We start from the raw sequence: 14,994 nt of genomic DNA on the forward strand, positions 1-14,994 counted from the left end.
ATATGATGAATGTGGATCTGCAACAACTTATCCAGGCATTGACGGCGTCCACACGGCGCGACCTGGAACGCAGCGCCGAGCGTTGTGTCACCCGGGGCGGCGGCGAGGTGCTGGTGGAAGACTTGCTGCTGACGCTCCTGGAGCATCCCGTGGGTGTTCTTATGCGAGCGCTGCAGGATGCGGGCGTGGATGCCGGGGAATTGCAGGCCGTGCTGCAACCTCGGGTCGACCAGCGCGCGTCCCGCAATCCGGTGTTTTCGCCCGCCCTGGTGCAATGGCTGCAGCAGGCGTTGCTGGTTGCCCATCTGGAGCTGGGCCGACGGGAAGTGGACCATGGCGCCTTGCTGCTCGCCTTGTTGCGCAACCCGATGCAGCACGCTGGCAGCCGTTACCAGGCGGTGATGAGCACGCTTGATGCACCGCGGGTGCTCGGATTTCTCTTGAGTGAAAACGCGCAGGCGGCTCCAGCTGAGGCGGGGAGTTCCTTGCTGGAGCGCTTTACCCATGACCTGACTCGCCAGGCCCGGGACGGGAAACTCGACCCCGTGCTCTGTCGCGATAACGAAGTCCGGCAAATGATCGATACGCTCGCGCGGCGGCGCAAGAACAACCCCATTCTGGTGGGCGAGGCGGGTGTCGGGAAAACCGCGATAGTCGAGGGCCTGGCCCTGCGGATCGTCAGCGCGCAAGTGCCAGAGGTGCTCAGGAAGGTGCGCCTGCTGACCCTGGACATGGGCCTGCTGCAAGCCGGTGCCAGTATCAAGGGTGAGTTCGAGCGCCGCCTCAAAGGCTTGATCGATGAGGTCAACGCCTCGCCGCAACCGGTCATCCTGTTCATCGATGAGGCTCATACCCTGGTCGGCGCAGGCGGCTCGGCCGGCAGCTCCGATGCCGCCAACCTGCTCAAGCCAGCGCTGGCACGAGGTGAGTTGCGTACCATCGCCGCGACGACCTGGTCGGAGTACAAGAAATACTTCGAGAAAGACCCTGCGTTGGCGCGGCGTTTTCAGCCGGTGCAGGTGCACGAGCCGACGGTTGACGATGCCGTGACGATTTTGCGTGGGTTGGTCCCGGTGTATGAGGCCAGCCACGGAGTCTACGTGCGCGATGACGCCGTGGTCGCCGCCGCGCAGTTGAGTGCCCGCTACCTGGCCGGCCGCCAGTTGCCGGACAAGGCTGTGGACGTGCTGGACACTGCTTGTGCCCGGGTGCGGATCAGCCTGGTCACGGCGCCGGACGAACTGCAGCAGTTGCGCGCCGAACTGGCCGAGGGCACGCGCCAGCAACGTGCCGTGCGCAGGGATGCCGACGCGGGGTTGGCCATCGATGAACAGGTGCTGCAGCACCTCACCCGGAGACTGGAAGAAGTAGAAGTCGCACAGTTCCAGCTTGAACAACGCTGGACCCACCAGCGCGAACTGGCCGAGAAGGTACTCTCGCTGCGCCAGCAACTGGCCGACGCCGGTAACCTTGGCGAAAGCACTGAGGCTCTCGCTCCGCTCCTGGCCCAGAACCATCAGGCGTTGCAGGCCATACAGCACGAACAGCGATTGCTCAGCTTCGAAGTATGCCCACGGTTGGTGGCACAGGTTATCAGCGCCTGGACGGGTATTCCCCTGGAGCAGCTTGCCCGCGAACACAGCGCGAAGGTCCTGAACTTTGCGGATGATCTGCGTGGTCGCATCCTCGGCCAGGAAGGTGCCGTGCAGGTCCTGGACCGTTGCCTGCGGGCTGTCGCGGCCGGCGTGAACAAGCCTGATGCCCCCGTGGGGGTATTTCTGTTGGTGGGCCCCAGTGGTGTCGGCAAAACTGAAACAGCCCACGCCCTGGCCGACCTGTTGTATGGCGGCGAGCGCTTTGTCACCACGATCAACATGTCTGAATACCAGGAGAAACACTCACTGTCCCGGCTGATCGGCGCACCACCGGGTTATGTCGGTTACGGGGAGGGCGGGGTGCTGACTGAGGCGGTGCGGCAAAAGCCCTATTCAGTGGTGCTGCTCGATGAGGTGGAAAAGGCCGATCCGGATGTCCTGAACCTGTTTTACCAGGTGTTCGACAAAGGGGTAGCCAATGATGGAGAAGGGCGTGAAATCGACTTTCGCAATACCCTGATCCTGATGACTTCCAACCTGGGTAGCGATCTTGTCACCGGGCTGTGCGCCGACAGTCAACGACCGGCTGTCGAAGTGCTGCACGCCGCGATCCGGCCGGTACTGACAGCTCATTTCAAGCCGGCGCTGCTGGCCCGTATGCGAGTCGTGCCGTATTACCCGGTGGCAGGCGCGGTGCTGCACCAACTGATTGAACACAAACTTCAGCGCCTGGGCCAGCGTCTGCTTCAGCGCAAGCTCGCATTCAGTCACGCAGGGGATCTTGTCGCACACATGGCCGAGCACTGTAGCCACAGTGGGAGTGGCGCGCGGTTTGTCGACCAATGGATCGAGGAAAACCTGTTGCCGCAGGTGGTGGATCGCCTGCTGGATGCGATGGCCGTTGGCAAGTCCCTGCAGTTCGTCCATGCCAGGCTGGATGCCAATGGCACCGTAATCTGTGAGTTCAACTGATGGCGGACAATCCGTTTACCCAGTTGCCAAGCCCGCTGGACTACGCCGCTGCCTTGTTGGGATGGTTTACCCGGTTGGGCATCAATAGTGACGAATCGACATTGGCCGATGACTTTGCGGCAGGCGCCGCGCAACTGAGCGGCTGCGAGCTTGGCCAGTTGTACCTGCTCGACCAGGCCACCGGCCGCCTCGAACTGGCTGCCCAGTATTTGCCGGGCCTGTCGCCGCCAGGGGCGGTTGTGAGCTCGGGCGCGGATTTGCGGAACGAGCAACTGTTGCAGTACGTGTTGCAACAGAACCGGGTGTTTAACCTCACCGAGGCAGGCAGCAGTGTGTATGACACGGGGTTTCTGCCAGCGGTCGCGGCGTCCTGGCAATCACTCCTGTGCGTGCCGTTACCGGGGCCGAGCAAGCAGGTATCCGGGATGGTGTTGTGTGCGAGCCTGCGAGCGACGGAGCTGGCTGGCTACGGTGCGTCCCTGGGCCAATTGGGCAGTTTTGTCTTGAGCCAGTTGGCCCTGTTGCGGCGAATGCGCCGGGCTCCCGGTGCGTTGAAGGTGGTTCGCAGCACCCGCAGCACCAGCGCCTACGGCTTGATCGGAAACAGCACGGCCATGGACGAGACGTGCCGCCTGATCGGCAAGGTGGTGCATAGCCCCTACACCGTGCTGCTCCGGGGCGAGACCGGCACCGGTAAAGAGGTGGTCGCCCGGGCCATTCATGCTGCCGGCCCGCGCAGCAGCAAGGCATTTGTGGTGCAAAACTGCGCAGCGTTTCCCGAAGGCTTGCTCGAAAGTGAGTTGTTCGGTTACCGCAAAGGCGCGTTCACCGGGGCCGAAAGAGACCATGCCGGCCTGTTTGACACCGCCCACGGCGGCACGCTGCTGCTCGACGAAATCGGTGATATGCCGCTGTCACTGCAGGCCAAGTTGTTGCGGGTCCTGCAGGAGGGCGAGATTCGGCCGTTGGGTGCCAACACGTCCCACAAGGTCGACGTGCGAATCGTTGCGGCGACCCACCGGGACCTCACCAGCATGGTGGCTGAAGGAAGCTTTCGCGAGGACCTTTATTACCGGCTGGCGCAGTTTCCTATCGAGTTGCCGGCGCTGCGCCAGCGGGACGGGGACGTGCTGCAACTGGCCCGGCATTTCGCCGACAAGGCCTGTGCACTGTTGGGGCGAGCCACGGTGGGCTGGTCGAGTGCGGCCCTGGATCAACTGTCCAGCCACCACTTTCCCGGCAATGTTCGTGAGCTCAAATGCATGGTGGAGCGGGCGGTGCTGCTGTGCGACGACGAGGTGATCCTGCCTGCGCATTTATCGCTGCCATCAACCCTGTCCGCGCCCGCTGTCGACGCAACGCTGCGCCAGCGCATGGAGCGAGTCGAGCGGGTAGTGCTGATCGACTGCCTGCGCAAGAACCGTGGCAATCGAACCCGCACCGCCCGTGAACTGGGCCTCGCCCGGCGCACGTTGTTGTACCGCCTTGCACGCCTGGACATTCCGTTTGGCGAAGTCCAGGGAGAGTGCTGAATGGCACACCCTTTCAATTCCGGGAGATACCTGATGCCTGTTAGTCAGTGGCAAGCCCTGGTGCTTGTGTTGTTTTTGCTGAGTGGCTGTAACACCAATCATGTCTTTGACGACGATGACTACCGTCCGCTGGGTGATCCACGGTCCACCGGTCGTGGCCTGTGAGCGCGGAGGAGTCCTGCCATGCAGCTAGTGTTTGAGGTGTGCCCTGCGGGGCCAGCAGAGTCCGCGCCGGCGCTGCGCAAAGTCTTTGACGGTGTGGGGGGCGTCATTGGCCGGGGGGCCGGTTGCGACTGGACCCTGCCTGACACCAGTCGCCAGGTTTCCGGTCGTCACGCGGTGATCAGTTATCGTGACGGCCGGTATTTCCTGACGGATATCAGCAGCAATGGAACCCGCCTGGTAGGCCGCAGTGAGCGTCTGCATGAGGGGCAGCAGCAACCGATAGATGACGGCGCGGTATTTCAGCTGGGGCCGCTGAGTATTCGCGCACGACTGGTCAGCCCACCGCTGGGACAGGGCCAGGACGGATTACACAGGCTGATTCCCGATGATGCATTCCTTGAGCTGGACCCACTGCGGGCAATGGCCAGCGAACTGCAGCGCGAGGACGGGTCGCAAGAGCTGGCGGCCCTGAACATGACCACTTACGAGACATTGCGCTGGACGGACCACGCGGCGGCGGACCGGGATCACCTGACGGTTCCCGAGCTTGTGAAGCCTGCGCGCCAGGTTGCCCCAAGTCCGCAATCGCCCGTTCCAGGTCACGGCTCAGGGCCATTCTGGTTGGGGTTTGCGCAGGCACTCGGTATTGATCTGGGCGACCTCGATGAGTCGGCAAGAGAAGTCCTGGCGATCAAGGCCGCGAGCTTGCTCCGGCAAATGACTGAAGGGTTGCAACAGAGCCTGGGCACCCGTAACGAGCTCAGGCAAGAGCTGAAACTGGCACTCACCCAGACGCCGCTCCAAAGCCCCAACCCACTTAGAGACAGCGCAGACGCCAGTGCGGCCTTGGGGTCGCTGCTGGGTGTCGGGCAGCTGGGGCAGGTTTCCGCCGAGATGCTTGTCATGCGGGCGTACCGCGACATGCAGGCTCACGAGGTGGCCTTGCTGGCGGCCTGCCGCGCGGCAGTACGCGGCGCTCTGGCAGCCTTTGCGCCCGGCCATTTGCTGCTGTGCTTCGAACGCCAGGCAAGGCCGCCGCTGATCCCCCGGTGTGGCGCCCGCTGGCGCGCGTATCAGCGCCATTACCAGACACTGATCGAGGACGAGCACTTGAGCGAGCGCCTGCTGGGCAGCGACTTCGCCAAGGCGTACGAGGAACAGATTCGTCTGATCTCAACCCTTCACCGTTATCCAGGATGATCTTCATGTCCCGAGTCACCGTTGCATTGTTGTGCGCTGTAATGGGTTTGCTGGGTGGTTGCTCCCTGTCGCCCTTTTCGAAGTTGACCAAGCTGGACCTGACACTGACCGCCAGCGAACGGGTCAACCCTGATCTCCATGGTCGCCCGTCGCCGATCGTGGTGCACCTGATGGAGCTTCGACACCCCGTGGCTTTTGAAAATGCGGACTTTTTCAGCCTTTATGCTCATGCCGAGCACACGTTGCCCAAGGACCTGGTGAACCTCGAAGAGCTGGAGTTGCGCCCCGGCGATCACTCCACGCTCAAACTCAGTCTTGAGCCCGGCAGTCGTTATGTCGGCGTGCTGGCGGCGTACCGTGATTTGCCTCACTCGCAATGGCGCTATGTGTTGCCGGTGACCGCGCAGCGATTGACCGGCGCTGAACTGATCCTTGATCAGGCCGGCATTCGGTTGGTCAACCCGCAACCCGCGAAGGTGGGCGACTGACATGTACAGCCAAAAAGTCATCTGGCAGGAAGGCATGTTGTTGCGCCCTCAGCATTTCCAGCAAAACGATCGGTACCACGATCAGCAACTCACGCGCCGCACCCAGCTGTTGTGCCGTCACGCCTGGGGCTTCCTGGCCCTGGAAATCGATGTGCAATACCTCAATATGGGCAAGGTCGTTATCAGCCAGGCCAGCGGCATATTGCCGGATGGCAGCCTGTTCGAGCTGGGCGGCGCGATGGAGTCGCTGGTGCTGGAGGTTCCGGTCAATACCGGGAAGCAGTCGATCTACCTGGCCTTGCCGCTGGCCACAGGTAACTGTGTTGAAGCCCGTCGACCCGAGCAGATTGATGTGTTGGCGCGCTACAAGACTCTTGCGGTAGACGTCAGCGACTCCAACGCCGGGGAAGAAGCTCGTCGTCAGGTCAATTGCGGGCAGCTGGATTTTCGCCTGTTGCTGGGGGAGCAACACAGCGACCCGCATTACGTGAAGCTCAAGGTTGCCCAGGTGCTCAGTTGCACCGAGGAGGGCGTCAGCCTGGACCCCGATTTTATCCCGAGCTTCATTCACCTGCATGGCTCCGGCTACCTGCTGTCTTGCCTCAAGGAAGTGATCAGCCTGCTCGCTTACCGGGGGGATGCCATCGCCGAGCGGATTCGCGCCAACGGTACCGCCGCCGGCGCGGAGGTAGGCGACTTCCTGATGTTGCAATTGATCAATCGCACCGAACTGGTCTTGCGTCACTACCTGGGCCTGAGCCAGGTCAGCCCTGAAACGCTGTATCGAACATTGCTGTCGATCCTGGGTGAACTCGCGACGTTTGCCAGCGACAGCAAGCGTGCGCACTTCGAGGGGCATTACCGGCACAGCGACCAGGGCGCCAGCTTTCGTGGATTGATGGAGCCGATTCGCAGCCTGCTGTCGATGGTGCTTGAGCAGCATGCCATTGAGCTGGCGCTGCAGCCTCGCCAGTACGGGGTGCTGGTGTGCCCGGTGAGCGATCTCAACCTGCTGGGTTCGGCGACCTTCATTCTGGCCGCCAGCGCCCATTGTGACGCCGAGGAGCTTCGACACCGGCTTCCGGCGCACCTCAAGGTCGGCCCCGTGGAGCGGATTCGCGAGTTGGTCAACCTGCAGTTGGCGGGCATCAAGGTCAAGCCGCTGCCGGTGGCTCCCCGGCAGATACCGTTTCATGCCGCCAACACCTATTTCATGCTTGAACTCGGTGCCCGGGACATTGAGCAGTTGAAGCAGTCGGGAGGATTTGCCTTCCACGTCAGCGGTGAATTTGCCGAACTGGAACTGAAATTCTGGGCCATCAGGAACTGAGACCATGGACAGGGAATACCCGCAGGACGAGAAAACCGTCCTGCTTGATCGACAGGGACGCGGACCGGCGCAGGGACCGATGACCGACTTCGCATCGCCGCCGCGTTTCGAACAACTGGAAGACCGGATGATCTACGCGGCCCGCTTGCAGGGCGCGGAGCATTTCGACATTGGCCTGAACAGTTTGGTGGCGCCTGCCTGGGAGCTGTTGTCCGAGGTGGTCCGCCTCAAGCGCAGTACCGCCGAGGAAAGCCTGCGCGCCCTGAATGAACGACTCTCGGCTGCAGTCACGCTGTTCGAGACGCGGGCCCGGCATGACGGGGCCCAAGGCAGCGAGGTCATGGCGGCGCGGTATGTGCTGTGCAGCGTGATCGACGAGGCAGTGGTCACCACCTCATGGGGCAGCCAGAGCGATTGGTCGAAGATGAGCCTGCTGAGCAGTTTTCACAACGAAACCTTCGGCGGCGAGAAGTTTTTCCAGTTGCTTGAGCGCATGTCGAGGGACCCCTTCAAGCACCTGGCGATGCTGGAGTTGATGTACCTGTGCCTGTCCCTCGGGTTTGAGGGCAAGTACCGGGTCATGGAGCGTGGGTTGTTGCAGCTTGAACAGGTTCGGGACGCGCTGTATCGGCAGATCCGGCATGTGCGGGGTGATACGCCTGCGGCGTGCGCGCCGTCGCCCAGGCCGGAACAGCCGCGCCGGAAACGGCTGAGGGTCGTGTCGCTCACCTGGATTGCAGTGTTTGTCGCCGCCAGCCTGTTGAGCCTGTATGCAGGATTTGCCTGGGTGCTGGGCCAGCAGCGTGAAGCGATGTTGCAACCGTATCAACTCGTGGCGCCGGATATGTTCCGGGCGCCGCTCTAACGCAGGGAGCAACGCATGAACGCATTCTTCAGGAGCGCGGGCGCCGTGCTGGGCAGGGTTTGGGTCTGGAGCCTGCTGCTGGTGCTCGCGGTCGCAATGACCGTGTGGTTCTTCGGGCCACTGCTGGCTGTCGACGACTATCGATTCTGGCAAGCGGCGGCATCGCGCTTGCTGACAATCAGCGGGCTGTTTTTGTTGTGGGGCCTGGCGATGGTGTATGCCAATTGGCGCAGTATGGCCCGGCAATCAACCGTCGATGACGGCGAGCCACGCCCGCGCAAAGGCCAGATTGAAAACGAGCAGCGGCACCTGCGCGGTCGCTTCAAGGACGCTTTGTACACCCTGAAACACTCCCGGATTTATGGTGAACGCAGCCCGCGTTGGCGTAATGCATTGCCCTGGTATTTGCTGATCGGCAAGGAAGGCAGTGGCAAGTCCCGGATGTTGGCCGCCAGTGGCTTGCAGTTGCTCCAGGATCAGGGCGCGTCGGTAGCGACACAGGGCGGTGCCACGCGGGACTGTGACTGGCATTTCGCCGAGGACGGCGTGTTGCTCGACGTCGCCGGCCGCTACCTTACCCAGCCTGACAGCCAGGTGGATGGCGCGGGTTGGTCGACGCTGCTGGAGCTGCTCAAGGTGCGGCGCCGGACACGCCCGCTCAACGGTGTGGTGGTGGCGCTGTCCACGGACACATTGCTCCATGGCAGCGAGCGTCAGCTGGAGAATGAGGCGCGGGCAGTCCAGAGTCGGTTGCTGGAGATCCGCCAGACGTTGCATGTGGAGGTGCCGATCTACCTGGTGGTGACCCAGGCCGACCGCCTGCCGGGGTTTGCGGAGTTCTTCGACCGGCCGTTGGGCGAAGGCAGTGATGCGGTGTTGGGCGAATCTATCGTCCCAGGCAAAGCGGGTATTGGCATTGCCCAGGTACGACAGGCGTTTGAAGCACTGCTGCAGCGCTTGAGCGGTGAGCTTGTGCAGCGCCTGCACCAGGAACGCAACAGTGATCTGCGCGGACGGATGCTCGACTTTCCCCATCAGGCGGCCCGGATTGGCGAGCGCCTGAGCCTCTATATCGACGTTGCTTTTTGCGGCCCGCGTTATCAGCACACTAACGGCTTTCGTGGTTTCTACTTGACCAGCGCCGACGGTGGCCCACAGGCACTTGAACCACGTTCGCACTTTATCCAGGGCTTGTTCAGCCGGGTGATTCTGGCGCAAGCCGACCTGGCGGACCTCGATAGCCAGGAGCGCCGTCGAATCCGCCGGCACCAGGGGGGGCTGGCCCTGGGCGCACTAGTGGTCGTCGTGGCGGCGGGCTTGCTGTGGACCCACAGTTACTCCTCCAATCATCAGCGTCTGGAGCAACTGCAGGCGCTGGCACGACAGCCCGCACCCGTGCAGCCTGGGTCAGACGCTACCCAGGCACTCCTGCCGCTGCTGGACAGCCGCCTGGCGGCCACGCGGATTTTCCCCTTGCCGGGCGAAGCCAGGCTGGTTGAGCGGATGGGGTTGTATCAGGGCAGTATCAGCCGTCCGGTGCTGGAGCAGGCCTACGAGCGTGCCTTGGGCCGGCTGTTGCTGTCCCAGGTCAGCGAGATGCTGCAGGAACAGGTTCGCGGCAGCCTGGAAGATCGTGAACGGCTGCTGGATAACCTCCGGGCATACCTGATGCTCAACCTGCGGGAGCGTCGGGATGTCGGCTGGCTGCGTGAGCGGGTGGCGGGGCATTGGTCTGTACGGTTTGCCGGTGAGCCCTCCGTGCAAAACCGGTTGAATGAACATTTCGCGCGCTTGCTTGAGCAGCCGTTCGTGCAGCCGCTCGATGACGAGCTGGTGGCCCGCGCGCGCCACGTGTTGCGCGGCGAATCGCTGGTTGACGTGGTGTACCGGGTGCTGCGCGAACAAGCTCGCGGCCTTGAACCGTTGCGCCTTGCACACGGGCGGGTGTTTGACGGGGGCGAGCGTTCCATTCCGGGGTTTTATACCCGCACGTACCAGCGGCATTTTGAAGCGCAGGGCGCGCGGCTGGTGAACACCATCGTCCAGGACAACTGGGTGCTGGGAGAGGGCGCCGACCTGAGCGCCATGGATTTGCAACGGTTGATGGTGGAGCTTGAACAACGCTACTTCAGCGAGTATGCCGATGCCTGGAGCGAGGCGCTTGGGCAGGTTGGCCTGCGTGAAACTGAAAACTCCAGGCAAGGCGCCGAGCAGCTCGCCAGCTTGACGTCGGCCCAGTCGCCGTTGTTGCAGTTGTTGCAGCAGGTTCGTGACCACACGCGCCTGCCGTCGGCCAGTGAGCGCCTCGACGAGCTGGCTGCCAAGCTGCCTGGGCCTGCGGCAGAGCGGTTGCCGACCGCCGCCGGGCTGGTCAATGCCTTGCCCGACAGCGCACGGCGAGCCATGCAACGCCGCTTCGAGCCCTTGCACCAGTTGCTGGACAGCCAAGAGTACCCGGGGGCCGAGTTAATCGGCGTGTTACAGGCGCTCAACGACTTGCACCTGCAGTTGGCGAGCTTGAATCGCGAAGGCGCGCCGGAGCCGGTCGCGTTCGAGATGGTCAAGCGGCGGATCCAGGGGCAACAGGATGCGCTGAGTAACCTGCGCAACGTGGCCGCGCGTTTGCCGCTGCCGCTGGCGGGCTGGTTCGAAAGCCTGGCCGACGAGCATTGGCGCCGCCTGCTCGACCAGGCTTATCGGCATGTGAACCAGCGTTATCAGAGCGAGGTATATGGTTTCTACAGCAGGGCGATCAAGCTGCGTTTCCCGTTCAATGCCCACGCCAGCAGCGACGTTTCCCTCAACGACTTCCAGGAGTTTTTCAAGCCTGAGGGGATCATGGCGCGATTCTTTGACAGCTATCTGAAGCCTTTCGTCAGCGGTGATTCCGGGCGCTACAGGCTGCGTAGCCTGGATGGGCGCAGCTTGCCGATGTCTCGGGCGTTGCTCGACCAGCAGGCGAAGGTGCAGGTGATCAGGCGCGGTTTTTTTGCGGATGAACCGGGGGACTTGCAGGTTCGTTTCACGCTCGCACCCTATAGCCTGGACCCTTCGGTGAGTCGCGCGGTCTTGCGTTTGGGTGGCCAGCAGATGGAGTACCGGCACGGGCCGATTGTCCCCATGGCGATGCAATGGCCAGCCGAGGCTGAGAATGGTCGCAGCAGCCTGGTACTGGAGCGTGGCAGCGAGCGGGCGTTGGGGCTCGAAAAAAATACCGGGGCCTGGTCCCTGTTTCGCTTGTTCGACTTGATGCAGAACGAACCCTCCAGCGGGCAGGATGAGCTGATCCTTAAGGCTGACCTGGCAGGCCTGCGCGCCAACTACCTGCTGACCAGCCGACGCACACCCAATCCATTCCAGATGGCGCAGTGGCGAACCTTTCGCCTGCCGGAGCAGTTGTGAGCCAACCTCGCGACCGCTGGCACAGCGCCGGTCGCACAGACCGTGGAAAGGTCCGTTTACGCAACGAGGATGCCTTTCTCGATTGCCCCGGGACGGGCTGCTGGGCCGTGGCGGACGGGATGGGCGGGCATCAGGCGGGGGATATCGCCAGCCAGTTGGTGGTCGATGGCCTGGCGTCATTGCCCGGCCAGGGCAGCCTGGATGAACGCGTCGAGGCGACCCGTCGTTGCCTGCAATGGCTCAACCGGCGGCTGGGCGATGAATTGACGCTGGCCTCCCATGGCGCCGAGGCCATCATGGGAAGCACGGTCGTGGCGTTGTTGCTTCAGGGCGATCGCGCTGCGTGTGTCTGGGCCGGTGACAGTCGTTGCTATCTGTGGCGCGGGCAGACGCTGTACCAGCTGTCGCGAGACCATTCGCTGTGTGAGCAATTGATTGACCAGCAGGTGAGCCCGGAACAGGCCAGGGCCCATCCAGACGCACGGGCCTTGACCCGGGCCATCGGCTCGCGGGCACCACTGAGCCCGCAGGTCCTGGAACTCGGTACCTTGGCAGGGGATGTGTTTCTGTTGTGCAGCGACGGCCTGTACCAGGCGCTTAGCCACTCTGAGTTGGGCCAGGCCTTGAGCCAGGGAAACCCGCAACGTGTCCTGGACCAGCTGTTTGCAGGTGTCTTGCGCGGCACGGCCGGCGACAACCTGACCGCTGTGGTGGTGCAGTCATGCGCGACCTGACCCACTTTGCCTTTGCCAAGGCCCCGGTAAACCCACCGCGCGACGGAGCCCCCGAGTTGCTGGCCGGGCGATACCTGATCGAGCGCGTGTTGGGCGCAGGCGGCATGGGCGTGGTCTATCGTGCGCGGGACCTGCTGCACGAACAGTTTGGCGAGCCCTGTTCCAGTGTCGCGATCAAGGTGTTGGGCGAAGCCATTCGCGAATCTGCGGATGCCCACGTGTTGCTGTACAACGAGTTTGCCCTGACCCGCAGCCTGCGGCATGAGCAGGTGGTGCGTGTGTATTCATTTGAAGTGGATGCTCCCGGCCAGATCGCATTCTTTACCATGGAACTGCTCCAGGGCATGACCCTGGACCGGTTGCTGCTGGAGTGCCCCGGCGGTTTACCCTGGCAAGCGCTGCAAGGCATCGCCATGCAATTGCTCGACGCGTTGCGCCATAGCCATCAGCAGGGTGTGCTGCACGGGGATGTGAAACCCGCCAATGTCATGGTGGGAGACGGCGGCTTGCGCTTGTTCGATTTCGGTCTGGGCGAGGCTTGCGGACAGGCCCCGGCGGGTTCTCCAGGCTTGAGTCGCAGCCGCTTCAATGCCTGGACGCCCGCGTACGCCGCGCCGGAGTTGCTGGCTGGCGGAGCACTGTCGGCCAGCGCCGACCTGTATGCAGTAGCCTGTGTGTTGTACGAATTGGCACAAGGCCGGCGCCACGCCAGTGACAGGCCGGCCCGGCCCAGGCAACTGCCTCGTCATTGCTGGCCTGTATTGCGTACGGCGTTGACGGCTGACCCTGAACGCAGGGCCGTTACCCTTGATGAATTACGCGCGGTGCTCGCTGATCGCAGGAAGGGCCTGGGCCGCTGGTTCTAGACGGGCAAGTCGTGCAGCTGGCAATACTCGAACCAACTCAGGCCTGCCATTTGCGCCACCTCCTTGTGCACCTCAAGGCGTTGCGCCTCGAACTCCGCCGGGGAATGCGCCGTCAATTTCAGCGTCAGTTCCCAGGCGAACAAGCCCTGTTGCTCGGCTTCTGCCTCGAAGGCTTCATGCAGGCGCTCGGCGCGGTACTGCTCCATGGTTTCCCCTTTGGCCTGGGCCGCCAGGGGGTTCAATGTATTCAGTTCCGCGGCCAGGGCCGGGTGTTCACTCAAGAATCGGTCCAGGGCTAGCTGGTGGTTTTCGCCGGGTTGGGACAAAGGTTTACTCCACGGTAAGAGAGACGGTCAGTCTGGCTTGGACATTAAAAAAGCCGCCATGGCTGCATAAGCGGGCAAGGTCACCCCATCATTGGCGGCGTTGCCGGCCACCGGGTGGGAGGCATAGCGAACAATCACCATTTCGGCCTTGGGGTCGATGTAGATGCTCTGGCCATGCACCCCGCGGGCCATGAAGGCGCCGTCGGGATTGTGGGTTACCCACCACATGTTGCGATAGCTCCAGCCCTTCAATTGAGCGTAGCCGGCCTGGGCGAACGCCTGCTTGTCGCCGCCCTGGCGAATATCCGTCACCACGTTTTCGGGCACGATCTGCTGGCCATTGAAGCGCCCGCCGTTGCGCAGCATCTCGGCAAACCGGGCCAGGTCCCGCAGCCCGGTGTTCAGGCCGCCACCGGCGAAGGGTGTGCCGATGGAGTCGACGGTGAAGTAGGCGTCCTGTTCGGCGCCAAGCCGACTCCAGATGCGTTCGCTGAGCAGTTGCGCGACATTGCGTCCGGTCGCGCGGGCAATCACCCAGCCGAGTACGTCGGTATTGACGGTCTTGTAGCCGAAGGCACGCCCGTGTTCGCCACGCTGCTTAACCGTTTGCAGGAACTCGTAGTAGCTGCGCGGCCCGGTGTAGTCCTTGGGTTTGGGCAGCGGGTTGCCGGCCTGGGCGTGGGCCCAGACTTCGGCGTTGGGGTCGGCATACTCTTCGCTGTAGTCCAGGGCGGTGGTCATGTCCAGCACCTGGCGCAAGGTGGCGCTGCCAAAGGCCGAGCGGCCGAGTTCGGGCACGTAGTCGACGATCTTTTTCTGTGGGTCCAGGGTGCCATCGGCCACCAGCATCGCGCCCAGGGTACCGATCACCGATTTGGTAACCGACATGGCCGCGTGTTGCCCATCGTCCTTGAGCACCCCGAAATAACGCTCATAAACCACCGTGCCGCGATGCATCACCACGATGCCATCGGTGTAGGTGGCGTCCAGGGCCTGGCGCCAGGTCAGCGGCTGGGTCGCATCCACTGGCTGCACGGGGATTGCATCGAGTGCCGGGTCGAGTTTGCGTGGCAATGCCAGCGGTGCGCCGAGCCCGCGGGAGACGCTCACCGTGGGCATCAATTGGCGAAAGTTGGCGACACTCCAGCGCATGGCCGGGAAGCGGAAATAGCTGCCGTCTTCAAAGCGTACGGTGCGGTCGGCCGGTGGCGGTGCGCCGACCATCCATTGCAGCCTGGCCGGGTCGCTGGCCTGGGCATCGGCGAAGGTCGGGGTGGCGGCGCCGGCCAACGGGCTGGTCAGCCCAAGCAGCGCACAGGCCATGAGGGGAGTGAATCGCAGCATCAGTCGAGTCCGTTCGAGGGGTGCGTCGTTTTTTACGACAACCAGTGCGCCAAAGGATGGGCCAACCCGAGCCAATCGACAAGCAGCAAGCCCCTGCGGTGATTCTGAATAAATGCGCCAGGGGCGGCAAAAGCCTTTCGCTTGCGGTGTCAGGGCGTGTAGCGTTACCCCGTGA

12 protein-coding genes are annotated in these 14,994 nt (G+C 63.0%); 10 read left to right on the forward strand and 2 right to left on the reverse strand.

The features are described from left to right. Positions 1-2 precede the first annotated feature (2 nt). Genes tssH through HX814_RS01070 form a run of 10 tightly spaced genes read left to right on the forward strand, consistent with a single transcriptional unit; the run spans position 3 to position 13,149 of the window. Positions 3-2,567 carry a type VI secretion system ATPase TssH gene (gene tssH, locus HX814_RS01025; RefSeq protein WP_177008252.1) on the forward strand — a complete coding sequence of 855 codons (2,565 nt, stop codon included), beginning with the start codon at positions 3-5 and terminating at the stop codon, positions 2,565-2,567. Then, a complete protein-coding gene (locus HX814_RS01030) occupies positions 2,567-4,099 on the forward strand; it encodes a sigma-54-dependent Fis family transcriptional regulator (RefSeq protein WP_177008251.1) in 1,533 nt (510 codons plus the stop codon). The genes tssH and HX814_RS01030 overlap by 1 nt, the downstream gene beginning before the upstream one ends. Positions 4,100-4,132: 33 nt before the next feature. Further along, a complete protein-coding gene (locus tag HX814_RS01035) occupies positions 4,133-4,264 on the forward strand; it encodes a hypothetical protein (protein ID WP_003208049.1) in 132 nt (43 codons plus the stop codon). A gap of 18 nt (positions 4,265-4,282) precedes the next feature. Then, positions 4,283-5,464, forward strand: a complete 1,182-nt coding sequence (gene tagH, locus HX814_RS01040) for a type VI secretion system-associated FHA domain protein TagH (RefSeq protein ID WP_177008250.1) — start codon at positions 4,283-4,285, stop codon at positions 5,462-5,464. Between the two features lie 5 nt (positions 5,465-5,469). Further along, a complete protein-coding gene (tssJ, locus tag HX814_RS01045; protein WP_102604778.1) occupies positions 5,470-5,952 on the forward strand; it encodes a type VI secretion system lipoprotein TssJ in 483 nt (160 codons plus the stop codon). Position 5,953: 1 nt separating this feature from the next. Further along, a complete protein-coding gene (gene tssK / locus HX814_RS01050) occupies positions 5,954-7,282 on the forward strand; it encodes a type VI secretion system baseplate subunit TssK (protein ID WP_134326852.1) in 1,329 nt (442 codons plus the stop codon). Between the two features lie 4 nt (positions 7,283-7,286). Continuing rightward, positions 7,287-8,147: a type IVB secretion system protein IcmH/DotU gene (gene icmH, locus HX814_RS01055; RefSeq protein ID WP_177008249.1), complete on the forward strand. Its 861-nt coding sequence runs from the start codon at positions 7,287-7,289 to the stop codon at positions 8,145-8,147. A gap of 15 nt (positions 8,148-8,162) precedes the next feature. Then, positions 8,163-11,549, forward strand: a complete 3,387-nt coding sequence (tssM, locus tag HX814_RS01060) for a type VI secretion system membrane subunit TssM (RefSeq protein WP_177008248.1) — start codon at positions 8,163-8,165, stop codon at positions 11,547-11,549. After that, entirely contained in the window at positions 11,546-12,283 is a 738-nt protein-coding gene (locus tag HX814_RS01065) for a PP2C family serine/threonine-protein phosphatase (RefSeq protein ID WP_087694172.1), read from the forward strand. The genes tssM and HX814_RS01065 overlap by 4 nt, the downstream gene beginning before the upstream one ends. Next, the gene (locus HX814_RS01070; protein ID WP_177008247.1) at positions 12,271-13,149 is read left to right on the forward strand and encodes a serine/threonine-protein kinase; all 879 of its coding nucleotides are present in this window, start codon (positions 12,271-12,273) and stop codon (positions 13,147-13,149) included. Before HX814_RS01065 ends, HX814_RS01070 begins: the two co-directional genes overlap by 13 nt. Here the strand turns inward: HX814_RS01070 and HX814_RS01075 are convergent. Then, entirely contained in the window at positions 13,146-13,475 is a 330-nt protein-coding gene (locus HX814_RS01075) for a DUF6388 family protein (protein ID WP_087694170.1), read from the reverse strand. The genes HX814_RS01070 and HX814_RS01075 overlap by 4 nt on opposite strands. A 27-nt stretch (positions 13,476-13,502) precedes the next feature. Then, positions 13,503-14,798: a serine hydrolase domain-containing protein gene (locus HX814_RS01080; RefSeq protein WP_371318512.1), complete on the reverse strand. Its 1,296-nt coding sequence runs from the start codon at positions 14,796-14,798 to the stop codon at positions 13,503-13,505. Positions 14,799-14,994 lie beyond the last annotated feature (196 nt).

Source organism: Pseudomonas sp. C8002, assembly GCF_013385765.1.
Lineage (GTDB): Bacteria > Pseudomonadota > Gammaproteobacteria > Pseudomonadales > Pseudomonadaceae > Aquipseudomonas.